This window comes from Aquimarina aggregata, from assembly GCF_001632745.1.
In the GTDB taxonomy this organism is placed as follows: domain Bacteria; phylum Bacteroidota; class Bacteroidia; order Flavobacteriales; family Flavobacteriaceae; genus Aquimarina; species Aquimarina aggregata.
Genome location: NZ_LQRT01000060.1, coordinates 144,098 through 158,231, shown reverse-complemented (window position 1 = coordinate 158,231; position 14,134 = coordinate 144,098). Strand labels below are relative to the sequence as shown.

The following is a 14,134-nucleotide window of genomic DNA, read 5'->3' as shown; positions in this document are numbered from 1 at the left end:
GAGCGTAGTCGAGAGGTTATTTTTAGTAAAATCTAAAGGTCTCGACTACGCTCGACCAGACAGATGTAGATAACAAATAAGTGACCAGTAGAATATAAATCGAACTCAGGGTCATATGTTTTATTTTAAGTAAGCTTGTATCTAGTCTAAAAATTTATATGCTCTATCAAGAACATGTTACTAATTTTTTAAATAGTCTCTCTTTTCTTTACCCCATTCATAGTCTTTAGAAAGCTTAAAAAAAACGTCCTGATTTATGTATCTGCCCTTTATTAGGACTTCTACAGGCCTAAAATTGCATTTTTATTTTTTCGATCATTATACTTTTAACCGGATAAATCAAAAAACATAAAATATGGTTAAAGTAGTTTTTGCTTCTCTTTTAATAATGAATTCTTATTTCGGGTTTTCTCAAAACGAAAAAGATATATCGGTAGAAAAATCAGTTTTTGGTATTCAAACTGGATTATTGGGTATATGGGCACACAATGAATTAAAATTATCTAATCAAGTTGCCTTACGAAGTGAAATTGGCTTAGGAGGTCTTAATACATCAAATATTAAACCTGTTTTAGCATTAGAACCCCGTTGGTACTACAATCTAAAAAAACGCGCTGACAAGAATAAAAGAATAGACGGTAATAGTGGTAATTACATGTCGCTTAGAGCTCGTTATCATTTTCATAGCACTGAAGAAGCCGAAAGATCTGATCTATACCATCTATTGACCGTTGCTACTTGGGGAATTAGAAGAAATATTGGCAAGCATTTTAATTACGAAGCTGGAATTGGTACAGGGCTTGGTTTTGAAAAAGGCAATAATAGAAATATTGATGTACTGGTACTTTATGCTACTTTCAGTATTGGATACCGATTTTAGCAACCCTCCTAATCTTTAAATAACACAGAATACCTTTTTCTTTAGATCAAGTGTGTTTTTTTAAAAGACAATCAAACTTTACAATTTTTCAATAATAACAATTTCAAAAATAAACAACGATGAATTTATATATCAACACAAAAACAGAAACAATAAAACTTGTTAAAACGTATTTGCTAGTATTTATTCTATCAATTTTTACAGCCTGTCAATCTGATGATGATACCCCTACTATACCAGAAGATTCAAAAAATGGTTTCTGGTTGGTAGCTGATAAAGGGTGGGTTTTTGAATTTACTGACGAAAAAGATGTGTTTTTTAATGTAAACACTGCTGGATGTGTGATTCAGGATGACAATTTTATTCCCGAAGATTTTTTTGGGTTTACATTAAATCAAGTAAACGAAAATGAAATTATAGGAACTTCGGATTTATCAGATTCAGAAATAAAATTTACTCGATTATTAGATCCAAATCCAAGCTGTCTTCCTGATCAAATTTCTGCTACAAAAGATCCTAAAGTAAATTTTGACCATTTCTGGAATATTTTTAATGATTATTATGCTTTTTTTGAAACAAGAAATGTAGACTGGTCTCAATACGAAAACTTAAGAGATCAAGTTACAGAAGATAACTTATACGATATTCTAGAAGAACTCGTTTACTTGTTAGAAGACAGTCATGTAAGCATCTATGACGAAGAAAGTGGTGTCGAAATCCAATCTGGAGATCCAAAATTATTAGAAAGACTTAATGCTAATCTAAGTGGAGATCTTTTTATAGAAAATGAAGATGATTATGCTACTCTTGAAAATCAAAAAGGAACAATAATACTAACAGAATATTTAGGGGGAAATTTTGAAATAGATGAAAACGGAAATATCTTATGGGGATTGATCAATGATACTATTGGGTACATTGTTATTTCAACGATGGAAGGTTACGGAACAAATTTCGGCAATGAGTTGTCTGCACTAAACACTGTATTAGATACTATTATGAATGATCTTGAAGCATCTGGAGTTACTAAACTGATTCTTGACATTCGTTTTAACGATGGAGGATATGATACAGTAGCTTTAAATATGGCATCCCGTTTTATGGATCAGGAACGAACTTTATATTTCAAAAAAGCAAGACTAGGTGATGGCTTTACTGAAAATAAATCCTTTTCTGTAGCACCTAAAGGAAATTTTCAATTTACTAATGATATCGTGTTACTTACAAGTCCTGCTACCGTAAGTGCAGCAGAACTTTTTACACTATGTTTGAAAGATTTGCCATATGTTACTATTGTAGGAGAAAACACGAATGGTGCCTTTTCTACTATCCTTGAGCATGTATTACCTAATGGAGCAGAAATAGGATTATCAAATGAAATATATAGTGATGCACAGGGAGTAGTCTATGAAGTTGTTGGAATTGGACCTGAAAATCAAGAAAATCGAGTGCCATTTTTGTCCTCCTTAGATTTTCAAGAAGAAAAAGATAGTGGTATAGATCGTGCCTTAGAATTACTAAATCAGTAGATCTTATTCAATTTTAGTTAAACTAAACAAGGCCATATTAGTAGTACCGGCCTTGTTTATTTATTAGTGAGATTACACCGTTTATAATCTAAATTTATGAAAGAAAGTGTATTTATTTTCGCATTAATCAGTTTTTACCATCTGTCGGCTCAACGCACTACTGTATCCCCGTTAAGAGATAGTTTTATAAGTATTGCTACAGATGCTAGATCTTCTGGTCAAGGGGATATTGGAGTAGCAACATCTGCCGATGCTTTTTCTCAATTATGGAACCCTTCTAAATATATGTTTTCTAATAAAAAATTCGAATTAGGGATCACTCAAATTCTCGGCGGTGGTGAAGTTTTTAACGAGTTTAATCAATTAAATTTAAGTTTTTACAATAAACTCAATTTCCGAAGTACATACAGCTTAAGTATTAGAGGTTATGCCTATACTATCAGACAATTTCAACTTGTTGAAGTCACTTACGGGGTAGTAGAAGTATCAATCGATGGTTCTTACACACTAAGATTAAGCGATACATTTGCGATGTCTGTCGGAGGCCGTTACTTTTTATTAGGCGGTAAAGAACCGCTTGCCAATGATTTCGATAATTCGTCAAATTTATATGGTATAGATGTTTCGGGATTCTATTACGGAAAAGAAATAGCGTACACTAAATTTAATGGTAGATGGAGAGCTGGTTTTAATTTTTCTAATTTAAGAGGAGAATCTTTCGGTGACAATAAGGCTATTGAAATTTATGCACCTTCTACTGTAAGAGTAGGAACAGGCTTTGATTTTATTATTAACCAAGATGAAATGTTTAGTATCACTACAGAGTATAAAACATTACTTGATTCTTATGTTGAGGATGCCAATGGCGAAAACCTTGAATTTGGCTTAACAGGCTCAGTCATAGCATTAGGATTAGAGTTTGTATATAAAGAAAAAATAATGACAAGAACCGGTTATTCACATGGTATAAATCGATTAACAGATTCTTTTGCCACAATAGGCCTCGGTTTTCAAGGAAAATATGTTGTAGTAGATGTTGCATATCTATTGGGGTTATCAGAAGAAGAAAACCCCGTACGAAAAAAATTGCGCGTCTCATTAAGTCTTAATTTAGAAGAAGTACTTTAATCAAGTAAATCGGATAATCAAGGCCAAAAAATAATAGCTTATTTGCAGGAATAGCTAAATCTAAAAGAATACGCACGTATTTAAGAGAAATAGATATAAATTCCGATTACAATTGCACAAATTAAACCTCCAACAATTTTTACATTCTTCCATGGAGTAATATCCACCTCTCTGGTATACTCTTGCTGGTATGGTACTTCTCTAGGGTGCAGTTTTCCAATAACCAACATAATAACAACATTAAGAACAAAAAGAATCGCCATTACATGTAAAAAATGAGGAAACTGCCCTTTCATTATCGTACTATCAAGAATCATATAAAGCAAATACAATACTGCCCCTGACCCAATTGCAATCTTAGCCGCAATAGCCGGAACATTTTTAGTTAGATATCCCACTACAATAATAGTTAAGATAGGAATACTATAGCAACCATTTACTTGTTGTAAATACCCGAACAATCCGTCTGGCGCATTGGCTATAAAAGGCGCTATAAACATTGACAATAGGGCTAAGACGACACCAAATAATTTTCCTGCTTTTACTACTTGTTGTTCTGAAGCTTCTTTGTTAATGTATTCTTTGTATATATCGATCCCAAATAAAGTAACTGAGCTATTTAATGCACTATTAAACGAACTTAATATAGCCCCAAAAAGAACTGCCGCAAAAAAGCCTACTAACGATAACGGCAATACTTTACTAACTAAAGTCGGATATGCCTCATCAGCATTAGATAGCGTATCTCCAAACATATGAAATGCGATTACTCCTGGCAATACAACAATAAGAGGTCCTAGAATTTTTATAAAAGAAGCTAAAATCAATCCTTTTTGTCCTTCTTTTAGATTCTTTGCTCCTAAGGCCCGTTGAATAATAGCTTGATTAGTTCCCCAATAAAACAACTGCACTAACATCATTCCCGTAAAAATCGTTGCAAATGGCACAGAAGCTTCACTCGAACCTATAGAATTAAATTTTTCTGGATTAGTATCCATCAAGGTAGTAATTCCTTGTCCTAAATTGCCATCTCCTATTTCTAACAATCCAAATATCGGAATCATAACTCCACCAATCAATAACCCAACAGCGTTAATCGTATCAGAAACAGCTACAGCTTTTAATCCTCCAAAAATTGCATATATAGATCCTGTTATACCAATTCCAAAAACACAAATCCAAATAGACATATTTTTAGATACACCTAGTACTTCTGGCACATCAAACATCGTACTAATTGCCAGTGACCCTGAGTAAAGAACTATTGGCAAAAACACAACAACATATCCCGACAAAAACAATCCAGATGCAATTGCCTTGGTCGTGGTATCATATCTTCTTTCTAAAAATTGTGGCACCGTTGTAATACCTCCTTTTAAATATCTAGGTAATAAAAAAATAGCTGTCACTACCATTGCTATGGCAGCAAGTGTCTCCCAAGCCATAACCAAAATACCCTCTGTAAAAGCCTGACCATTTAATCCTACTATTTGTTCTGTAGAAAGGTTAGTCAATAATAAAGAACCAGCAATAACCACTCCTGTAAGACTACGTCCTCCCAAAAAATATCCGTCTGAAGAACTCTCATCAGTTTTTCGAGTAGCCAAATATGAAATAATACCTACTAGTAAAGTAAATCCTAAAAAGGAAAGTATGCCCATGATCTATGTGTTTAGTATAATAACCTCTAAATATATATGATTTATTTTAAGCTAAACTCTAGCACATGCCCCAAACAACATAATATAAATCTCATTTTCAGATTATTACACCCTTCTTCTTTATAGTATCTTAACTTTTGTTTCTGGTTTTTAGAAACCTTAATTTCATCTTAAAAAAATGTTAAGTTTTTAATTTTTATGAAATAAATATACAAGTACAAAGTTACAATGCACATATAGTTTATTGTTCTAATCTTATCACTCTACGTGTATTGATGAACATAGGTATATCATGTTTTATGAAATTTCATTTTCGGTAAAACCAATTTATAGTGCATAGAAAACTACCCAGAATTTTGACCTACACTTATGCATTTGTTAGACCTCAGGTAAATTTTATCTGAGGTCTTTTATTTTCTGTTTGTCATATAATACCCTATTTTTGAGTCTTTATTCATAAACAATACTAATGAATTTGTCTCGACTTCTTTTTTTTGGAATTATAGCACTCCTGTTTTCGTGTAACAGTAAAAACGATTCTAACGCGCAACAAATAGAGACTGTTGCCAAATTAGATAGTCTATCAAAGGATAAAATCACACTTGATTTATTAAAACTTTCTACAGAAACCGAAAAAGATCTTGAAAGTTTCGAGGATTTTCAAAACCTTAAAACACTATTGTATTCTCTTCGTGATGCCAACCCGTATTACATAGACAAATACACCGACAGTTTAGAATTACTGATTCAAACTTTTGAAGAAAATCTTTCTGAAGATTTAAATGTAAACACGATCAATTCTCGAATTACTGTATTGCAAACAGAATCTGGTTTATTAAGTTTACTATCTTCTCACAAAAACCCAAAAGCAGAAAAACTTTTGGAAGCAAATACTCGTTTAGCCAAAGCTTATAATAGTTTAGTTATCCAACTAAATGAATTATCGCTTGCTATACCCGAGAGTATCGAAAAAGAGCTTTTAAGAGAATTAGAAGACGAGGATAACAAATAAACAAACTCGAATGAATATGCAAAAACTAGTCTTATTATTGTTATTATCAATCTGTGGTTTTTGTTTTTCGCAAGAAAAAGATCAAATCAACACGGCTTTAGAAAACTGGCATAAAGCTGCTGCAGACGCCAATTTTGACAACTATTTTAACTTAATGACATCTGATGTCATTTTTATAGGTACTGACCCTACTGAAAACTGGAATCTTAAAGACTTTAAAGCATTTTCTAAACCCTATTTTGATAAAGGAAAAGCTTGGAGTTTTTCTACATTAGAAAGAAACATTTTTATCCAAGATGATGCAAAAATTGCCTGGTTTGATGAGCTTTTAGATACACAAATGGGTATTTGCCGTGGTAGCGGCATTATGCAAAAAACAAACAATGGTTGGAAAGTAAAGCATTATGTTTTATCAATAGCTATCCCTAATGACAATGTTAAGGATATTACGGCTATGAAAAAGAAGTTTGATACTGATTTAATGAAAAAATTAAGAGCGGAAAGAAACTAAACCAATGTTTTTTTAAATTCGTTTAAATCAGTAAAACATTTTTTTGCACCTTCTGCGATAAGCTTTTGTTTATTTTTATCTCCCACTCCCACAAAATCTAAAGATAAGTTTTGGGCAGTTTTAAGATCCCAAAGCCCGTCCCCAATAGATACAATTTGATCAAAATTCTTTTTACCATAATACGATTTAGCTTTTCGGATTGCATCGTTTACAAAGCCTTCTCGCGATTCATGAGTTTTTGAAGTGGATAAAAGATTTTGATCATACCAAATATCACATTGATCAAGCTTTATCATTGCTGGTTTTGGCAATGCACCTGTTGCAAAGCAAAACGGCACTTCTTGCTCTCTAAAAAACTGAATTAATGATTTTGCTCCTTCTATTTCTCGTACTGGATCAAATCTGCTCATTTGATAAACTAAATCATTTTCAAAATCATCAAGCAGTCCAGCATGAAAACCCTGATTAAAATTACGTTCGTAATTATACCTGAGCGCATAACTATCTGTGTGATGTTTATAATTATTATAGTCTGTATCTATATTAGCAATCCCTAGTGCAGCTAATGACCTAGTTACCGATTCTAGATACATCGGTACACTATCTGTTAGTGTTCCATCAATATCAAAAATGAATAAAGTATTTCTCAAAGCTTAGTTGTATGTAAATTTTAAAGGGAATATTTTAAAGACATTATGAAATTTCTTCCTGCCGCTGCTACTCCAGATGAATATGGCCTATATCTCTGATCGGTAATATTTTCAACAGAAAGAATACCCTTAAGTTTATCTGTAATTTGATATTGTGTTCTTAGGTTTAATGTATACCAAGAAGGAGAGTATGGATTTCCGTTTTCATCGGTAGCATATAAAAATGCATTATTTTGTTGGGAAGGAGCTAGATCTTCAAAATCAAATTGACCATTATATTCTGCAAATGTAGCTACGGTCCATTTTTGTGAGGTAAATGTAAAACGTGTAGTTCCAAACTGAGGTGACACATGTCTAGAAGGGCTTGTTATACCATCTTCAAGTTCTTCTTCTCCTCCTACAAAAGTATATTGCGATTCTAATTTAAAGTTTTTAGTAAAATCATAACGCATTCCTGCTTCAAAACCATAAACTCTTGCCCTGGCAGCATTTTGAATAGCTTGCACATTACTTAACTCATCTCCAAAGATAATTTGGGTTTCCCCATTAAGATTAAAATCTCTTCTTACCAATGCATTATCTAAATATGTATAATAGGTTGCTAAATCTAACGAGAGTTTTTTTCCAAAATTTGCAGTTAATCCTAATTCACCATTATATGCGTATTCTGGCTTTAAGTCAGGATTAGGAACCACTACAGAACCTGGTTCTGAATCAAAAATCTTACCAACATCATCAATATTTGGCGCTCTAAAAGCTGTAGAAAAGTTTAGTTTCCACTGTAGTATATCATTTGGTAACCAACTCAAACCTGCGGTACCTGTAAGTGCATCGGTATCTATATTAGCTTCGTCAAAGGGGAAATTAAAAAAGTCATTATTAAACTGAGAGTATAAAATGATCCTATTGTATCTAAGTCCACCTTGAAACCTTAATTTTTCACTGAATTTATTCTTTACACTTGCGTATGCTGCGATAGACTGCCAAGTTGATCCATCTGGATATCTAGACGGCGCTGCCTTAACGAGGCCTGATTCTATATTACGTTCAGAACCTTCAGAAAACACATTATTTAATATGTATTCTAACCCGTAATAAAATGATGTCTTATCATTGAATTTCTTTTCAAAATCCAGATTAAGAGAGTACACATCTACTTGTTCCTGAGTTCTAGACAAAACATCACTACCAAAATCGCGATCATTTCTGCTTTCTTCAAAATACTGATACGCTGCTGTAATTTTCATCTCATTATAAAGATCACTTTCTGACTTATGGTATACTTGAAAATTTCCCATCCCCCATCTTTGAGGCCCATAATACCACTCAGCAGATCTTAACTCTCCATCTGTACGTCTTATTAAACGGTCATATCTAGGATAATCTGATGTGGTAGTATATATAAGACCTACATTAAAATCCCATTTATTATTAGGCTTGAAATGTATTTTTTGTAGTAGATTTATCTGATTATAGCCTGTGAAGACTTGTTTTTCAGGATCTTTATTTTGCACCACAACATCTTCTCCATTAATTCTATCTACAAACTCTGTTCGTAAATAATCATCTGGACCGTGACTTCCCATTTTTAAGTCATCAAAATCAGTATAACTTACACTTGTTAAAAAAGCCCACTTTTCTAAACCAATATTAAAATCGATGTGCCCTGTCTTTTCTTGACTTGCGCTAGCATATCTCGCTAAGGCATTACCACTAAATTTATGTTCTCCTTCACTGGCAAAAGTTGGTTGTGCTGTGTAAAAATTCAACACTCCCCCTACTGCATCACTCCCATACACCACAGAACCTGGTCCCAAGATCACTTCTGTTCTATCTATTGTAAAAGGATCAACTGATATCACATTTTGTACGTTTCCACCTCTAAAGATTGCGGTATTCATTCGCACACCGTCAACGGTAAGCAATAATCTATTTGTAGAAAATCCTCTAATAATAGGACTACCACCGCCCAACTGGCTTTTCTGAATAAATACCTGCCCACTGCTCTGTAATAAATCTGCAGAAGTTTGAGGAGTCGACATCTCAATATCTTCAGATGATATACTTACTATTTTTTGTGCTATATCTTTTTTGTCCTGTTCCCATTTAGAAATCGAAATAACAATTTCGGATAATTGATTTTCATTTGCCTCTAAGAACACCTTATTATTTCCTTTCTTCAATTTAGATTTTAGAATGGCATATGAAATATGTGAAACATGGGCAAAATGCAGTATTTCTTGATCAGAAAACATAGAAATATCAACTAGTCCGTCGAAATCAGTAATAGCGCTTTTTGTTTTTTCTTTATTGTAAACAGTAACATCAGGAATCGGTGAGTTTGACGATTTGCTTAACACAGTAATTGTTTGTGAATTTGCAAATTGTACAGAAAAGAATAACAGTAAAACCGAGGTAAATAAGCGCATTACTCTAATTAAAAATTTCGTTTAAAACCGAAAGTGATTTTGGCTTCTTAAAACCGTGCAAATGTAGTTCAAAATATACTAATAGCATAGTAAGAATCTCACTTCGTGTATTTTTAGACAATCTAATATTTATACTCTCTTCAAATGTTGTGCCTAAAAATTCTTTAAACTCAAATATATGTTCATCGTTAGTACAATATATATTAGTATTCGTACTTTGAAAGACGCCATCCTGCATATTAAAATATTCCAAAGATATCTGTGAAGTATCTGGATAAAATCCTAAAAATTGAGTTAATTTAATCAAGAAGGTAATGTGAAAATTACCTATTGTGTTATGCGAATCTAACCACAGTAAAGCGGTTTCGATATACTCAAACAAATCAGTATTAGCTTCTTCTTCTTGAATAGCATTTTTTAAGATATCTGCAATAAAAAAGACTAATGCACTCTTAACAATATCAGTATGTAGCGTGGCATATTGCTTTATAACCTTAGCATCTTTTAATCGTTCTAAGGTACCCTTGTTTTTATGTAACGCTTCAATTTCTAGAAGCATTAAGGGTTGAAAAAATGATGCACGAATTTTACCTCTTTTCGATTTTAAAACTCCTTTTTGCAAATATGTTCGTAATCCATCAGTCTTGGTAAATAAAGTCACTATCAAGTCTGCTTCACCATATCGCAAAGAATGAATTACTATTGCTTCAGAATTTATAATCATAATAGGTGAAAATAACCAAAAAAAGCCGGTTGATTTATAATCAACCGGCTTTAGATCTTAAAATTAGTTTTTATTTAACGCTTATTGCTTTCCTTCTAATCTAAAATTAAAATTAACACCCCAAAATTCCCAAATTTCCCAATTTTCAAGAGATGAATTCTCCTCTTTTCTGGAAGTTCCACAAAAACCTCCATTTCCACAAAAGCCTAAAGAAGTATCATCTATATTTCGTCCTTGCGAACCAGTATTAACCCCTAAACGCTCACCATCCAACAAGTACCAAGTAAAATAATACTTTCTTTTTTCTTTTAAAATCAAACTTAATGATGATACATCAAAATCTACTCGACCACCATCAAAAGGCGCTTTAATTGTTACTCTAGCACTTTTTATAATACTTCCATCTTCTTCTCTAATATCCAAATTCAATTCTAAGTCTTCTATATATACCGTGTTATTTTTTGAACTTAAGAAAGGGCCACTTAAGAATATTCCGAATTTAGTAGGATACAAATCCTTGTCGACAATAATTGCTTGACCCGCTCCTACATTCCTAGGTTTAAATGCACCAGGGAAACTAGGATCCGGGTCTCGGTCATCTCCACCAAACCATTTGGAAAAATCTGAAATTTGACATCCATCAGAAAAATCTTCATCCATCAATGCCAGTGTTACTAAATATTCTTTTGTTTCTCCATTTTCTGCGGTAACGGTAAAAGCAACAGGACTACTATAATCAAAAATTGTTTTTGGGTCAGGAGTTATAGTTGCTCCATTAGATACCTCAATAGTTGTTTCTATATCAGTCAAAACTGTACCTGGCAATACTCTTTGATTAATTGTTCCAGTTTCATTATCAATATCTGCGTTAGTTTCGAATAGAGATGTTTTAACTTCAAAAGATACGATTGTATTTTCTGGGCTTAACTCTCTTTCTATATCGACCACATATTCTCTTTTTGTTCCATCTTCTGCAATAACTACAAAATTGGCAATCCCATCTATGGTTGTTATTGCACTAGGATCTGGAGCAATAGTCGCTTTTTCAGAAATAGTTATTCTTAAACTAATATTTGAACCATCTATAGTATAAGGAACTACACCTTCTATAACATCATTGTTTGTTTCGAAATCTTTGGTAAAATCTCCTGCAGTAAGCGAAAACGAAATTATTTCATTTTCATTACTTAAAGTACCCTCTCCCTCACAAGAGATGTTAATAATCAACAGCATGAGTACTGCTATTTTAAATACGTTTTTAATTTTTGTTTTCATCCAGTTTTAAGTTTTAAATGTTTATGATTTAATAATTGAGATTACTACCCCAAGTATTAATGTCACTAAACAACCTATCGTTACCGTATATTTTTGTTTTTTTTATCTTTTTTTAAAACAAAAAAACACAAAGAAAAGCCAAGTAATTAAGTGGTGTTCCTTATTACTATATTTTTATTAAAAGAGAATAAAACTAGGTGAAAACAAGTCGTAAGATGTACTTGTATTTATATAATAATATAGTGGTTACCGTTTTCTTAACCTTATACAGGTTTTGACTAAAAAGAAAAGTTTTTTAGCATGGTCATATATTAATCTTACTATCGCGCTATTTCTTTTTTGGAGGGTATTTCACAAAAGATTTTTCTATTACCTTTTGGAAAAAATGGGTATGCGCATTAGGTGAATCTTTAGGATTAAATTGCTTTCTGGCTACTGCTTGCCATACAAGCGCATCTTTTTTTACATCCACAAAATCTGTAGTAAGTTCTAGGAATATTCTTGGTCCACCTATAGGAATTGCACCCCCGATACCGATACCAACACCACCACCATTACTACCTACGCCCACACCTATGCTATTATTTGAAGCTTCTTTTGTGATTATGCTACTAAAATTTACATATATATCGGGTGTTTCGGATTTTGTAAATCCTTTGGCTTGCATTGCCGCTTCTGTTATTGATAAAAGTCGCTTTTGATCCAGTTCATTAAGACCAGAATCCATTTTAGGAAAAAAATTGTACGTTTTATATACTGAAAAATTTTGTTGTTCATCATAATCATGAACTGTACTAGTTATACCGCAAGAGGATATTAACATCAGAAACAAATAAAAAGCGTATTTCATAGCAAGAAATTTCTTATAAAAATAAGCAACAAAAATTAAAGTCGTTTAGAGCATGCTCTAAACGACTTTAGTATTATTTAAAAAACAAAATTAAATTACCCCTTGGGCTAGCATTGCATCAGCAACTTTTACAAAGCCTGCGATATTTGCTCCCTTAACATAATCTACATATCCATCTTTATCTGCTCCATATTCTAAGCATGCAGAATGAATATCTTTCATAATTTGTTTTAATTTTTCATCTACCTCTTCACGAGTCCATTTGTAACGTAATGAATTTTGCGTCATTTCTAAACCAGATGTAGCCACACCCCCTGCATTTGAAGCTTTACCAGGGGCAAAGAAAATCTTTGCTTCATGAAAAGCTGTAATTGCTTCTGGTGTACTAGGCATATTAGCTCCTTCGCTTACACAAAGACATCCATTACCTATTAGTGTTTTAGCATCTTCTCCGTTCAATTCATTCTGTGTTGCACATGGTAATGCAATATCACATTTTACATTCCAAGGTGTTTGTCCTTTATGAAATTCTGCAGATGGATATTTATCTGCATACTCACTAATCCGGCCTCTTTTTACATTTTTAAGCTCCATTACAAAAGCTAATTTTTCTGCATCAATACCGTCTTTATCATAAATATATCCTGAAGAATCTGAAAGTGTTACTACTTTAGCTCCTAGTTGCGTTGCTTTTTCTGTAGCATATTGTGCAACGTTTCCTGATCCAGAAACCGTTACCGTTTTTCCTTTAAAAGAGTCTCCTTTAGTTTCTAACATATTCTGTGCAAAATACACAGTACCATACCCTGTCGCCTCAGGACGGATAAGAGAACCTCCCCAAGTAAGTCCTTTTCCTGTAAGAACTCCTGTAAACTCATTACGCATCTTACGATACATACCAAATAAGAAACCTATCTCTCTACCTCCTACACCAATATCACCAGCAGGAACATCTGTATCAGGGCCTATATGTCTAAAAAGTTCACTCATAAAACTATGGCAAAAACGCATAATTTCATCATCCGATTTCCCTTTAGGGTCAAAATCAGAACCTCCTTTACCACCTCCCATAGGAAGTGTAGTCAAACTGTTTTTAAATACTTGTTCAAAAGCAAGAAACTTTAAAATACTAATATTTACAGAGGGGTGAAAACGCAATCCTCCTTTATATGGACCAATAGCAGAATTCATCTGGATACGATATCCTCTATTAACATGAATTTCTCCTTTATCGTCTACCCAAGGAACCCTAAACATAATTGCTCTTTCGGGCTCTACCATTCGTAAAAGAATGTTTTTACCATTATAAATTTCTTGTGAAGAAATGTAAGGAATTACTGTTTCGGCAACTTCTTGTACTGCCTGTAAGAACTCTGGCTCATGTGCGTTACGAGCTCTTACTTCTTCCATAAATGCATCTATTTTTGCTTGCATATGTTAATGATATTAATAGATTCTTATCTAAAAGTTGATTTATTAGGTCAA

The 14,134-nt window shown here is 33.0% G+C and carries 12 protein-coding genes; 5 read left to right on the top strand and 7 right to left on the bottom strand.

Annotated elements, in window-relative coordinates:
• Positions 1-355 precede the first annotated feature (355 nt).
• The 3 genes from AWE51_RS25330 (at position 356) to AWE51_RS25320 (ending at position 3,537) form a co-directional block, all read left to right on the top strand.
• Complete coding sequence (locus AWE51_RS25330; RefSeq protein ID WP_066320045.1) at positions 356-880, top strand: hypothetical protein; 525 nt, start codon at positions 356-358, stop codon at positions 878-880.
• A gap of 119 nt (positions 881-999) precedes the next feature.
• On the top strand, positions 1,000-2,409 hold the full coding sequence (locus AWE51_RS25325) for a S41 family peptidase (RefSeq protein WP_066320042.1): 1,410 nt from the start codon (positions 1,000-1,002) through the stop codon (positions 2,407-2,409).
• Positions 2,410-2,505: 96 nt separating this feature from the next.
• Positions 2,506-3,537, top strand: a complete 1,032-nt coding sequence (locus AWE51_RS25320) for a PorV/PorQ family protein (RefSeq protein WP_066320040.1) — start codon at positions 2,506-2,508, stop codon at positions 3,535-3,537.
• Positions 3,538-3,617: 80 nt separating this feature from the next.
• Here AWE51_RS25320 and AWE51_RS25315 read toward each other — a convergent pair whose 3' ends face one another.
• The gene (locus tag AWE51_RS25315; RefSeq protein WP_066320038.1) at positions 3,618-5,198 is read right to left on the bottom strand and encodes a solute:sodium symporter family transporter; all 1,581 of its coding nucleotides are present in this window, start codon (positions 5,196-5,198) and stop codon (positions 3,618-3,620) included.
• Between the two features lie 469 nt (positions 5,199-5,667).
• Between AWE51_RS25315 and AWE51_RS25310 the strand changes: the two genes are divergently transcribed.
• Together AWE51_RS25310 and AWE51_RS25305 are read left to right on the top strand one after the other, a co-directional pair.
• Positions 5,668-6,210 (top strand): hypothetical protein, encoded by a 543-nt coding sequence (locus AWE51_RS25310; protein WP_066320037.1) that lies wholly within the window; start codon positions 5,668-5,670, stop codon positions 6,208-6,210.
• 16 nt (positions 6,211-6,226) lie between these two features.
• Positions 6,227-6,721: a nuclear transport factor 2 family protein gene (locus AWE51_RS25305; protein ID WP_066320366.1), complete on the top strand. Its 495-nt coding sequence runs from the start codon at positions 6,227-6,229 to the stop codon at positions 6,719-6,721.
• Here the strand turns inward: AWE51_RS25305 and AWE51_RS25300 are convergent.
• From AWE51_RS25300 to gdhA, 6 genes are all read right to left on the bottom strand, one after another.
• Positions 6,718-7,371 (bottom strand): HAD family hydrolase, encoded by a 654-nt coding sequence (locus tag AWE51_RS25300; protein ID WP_066320036.1) that lies wholly within the window; start codon positions 7,369-7,371, stop codon positions 6,718-6,720. The two genes, AWE51_RS25305 and AWE51_RS25300, sit on opposite strands and share 4 nt — an antisense overlap.
• 20 nt (positions 7,372-7,391) lie before the next feature.
• Positions 7,392-9,800, bottom strand: a complete 2,409-nt coding sequence (locus AWE51_RS25295; protein ID WP_066320034.1) for a TonB-dependent receptor — start codon at positions 9,798-9,800, stop codon at positions 7,392-7,394.
• Positions 9,801-9,804: 4 nt separating this feature from the next.
• Positions 9,805-10,524 (bottom strand): DNA repair protein RecO, encoded by a 720-nt coding sequence (recO, locus tag AWE51_RS25290; protein ID WP_066320032.1) that lies wholly within the window; start codon positions 10,522-10,524, stop codon positions 9,805-9,807.
• An 81-nt stretch (positions 10,525-10,605) separates the two neighbouring features.
• On the bottom strand, positions 10,606-11,799 hold the full coding sequence (locus tag AWE51_RS25285) for a DUF5018 domain-containing protein (RefSeq protein WP_066320029.1): 1,194 nt from the start codon (positions 11,797-11,799) through the stop codon (positions 10,606-10,608).
• A 328-nt stretch (positions 11,800-12,127) separates the two neighbouring features.
• Positions 12,128-12,649 carry a DUF4136 domain-containing protein gene (locus tag AWE51_RS25280; RefSeq protein ID WP_066320027.1) on the bottom strand — a complete coding sequence of 174 codons (522 nt, stop codon included), beginning with the start codon at positions 12,647-12,649 and terminating at the stop codon, positions 12,128-12,130.
• Between the two features lie 90 nt (positions 12,650-12,739).
• Positions 12,740-14,083 (bottom strand): NADP-specific glutamate dehydrogenase, encoded by a 1,344-nt coding sequence (gdhA, locus tag AWE51_RS25275; RefSeq protein ID WP_066320023.1) that lies wholly within the window; start codon positions 14,081-14,083, stop codon positions 12,740-12,742.
• Between the last annotated feature and the right edge of the window lie 51 nt (positions 14,084-14,134).

Bases quoted from the DNA above. Each gene is read 5' to 3' on its own strand.
- AWE51_RS25330 (WP_066320045.1), top strand. From the start codon at position 356: ATGGTTAAAGTAGTTTTTGCTTCTCTTTTAATAATGAATTCTTATTTC.
- AWE51_RS25325 (WP_066320042.1), top strand. From the start codon at position 1,000: ATGAATTTATATATCAACACAAAAACAGAAACAATAAAACTTGTTAAA.
- AWE51_RS25320 (WP_066320040.1), top strand. From the start codon at position 2,506: ATGAAAGAAAGTGTATTTATTTTCGCATTAATCAGTTTTTACCATCTG.
- AWE51_RS25315 (WP_066320038.1), bottom strand. From the start codon at position 5,198: ATGGGCATACTTTCCTTTTTAGGATTTACTTTACTAGTAGGTATTATT.
- AWE51_RS25310 (WP_066320037.1), top strand. From the start codon at position 5,668: ATGAATTTGTCTCGACTTCTTTTTTTTGGAATTATAGCACTCCTGTTT.
- AWE51_RS25305 (WP_066320366.1), top strand. From the start codon at position 6,227: ATGCAAAAACTAGTCTTATTATTGTTATTATCAATCTGTGGTTTTTGT.
- AWE51_RS25295 (WP_066320034.1), bottom strand. From the start codon at position 9,800: ATGCGCTTATTTACCTCGGTTTTACTGTTATTCTTTTCTGTACAATTT.
- recO (WP_066320032.1), bottom strand. From the start codon at position 10,524: ATGATTATAAATTCTGAAGCAATAGTAATTCATTCTTTGCGATATGGT.
- AWE51_RS25285 (WP_066320029.1), bottom strand. From the start codon at position 11,799: ATGAAAACAAAAATTAAAAACGTATTTAAAATAGCAGTACTCATGCTG.
- AWE51_RS25280 (WP_066320027.1), bottom strand. From the start codon at position 12,649: ATGAAATACGCTTTTTATTTGTTTCTGATGTTAATATCCTCTTGCGGT.
- gdhA (WP_066320023.1), bottom strand. From the start codon at position 14,083: ATGCAAGCAAAAATAGATGCATTTATGGAAGAAGTAAGAGCTCGTAAC.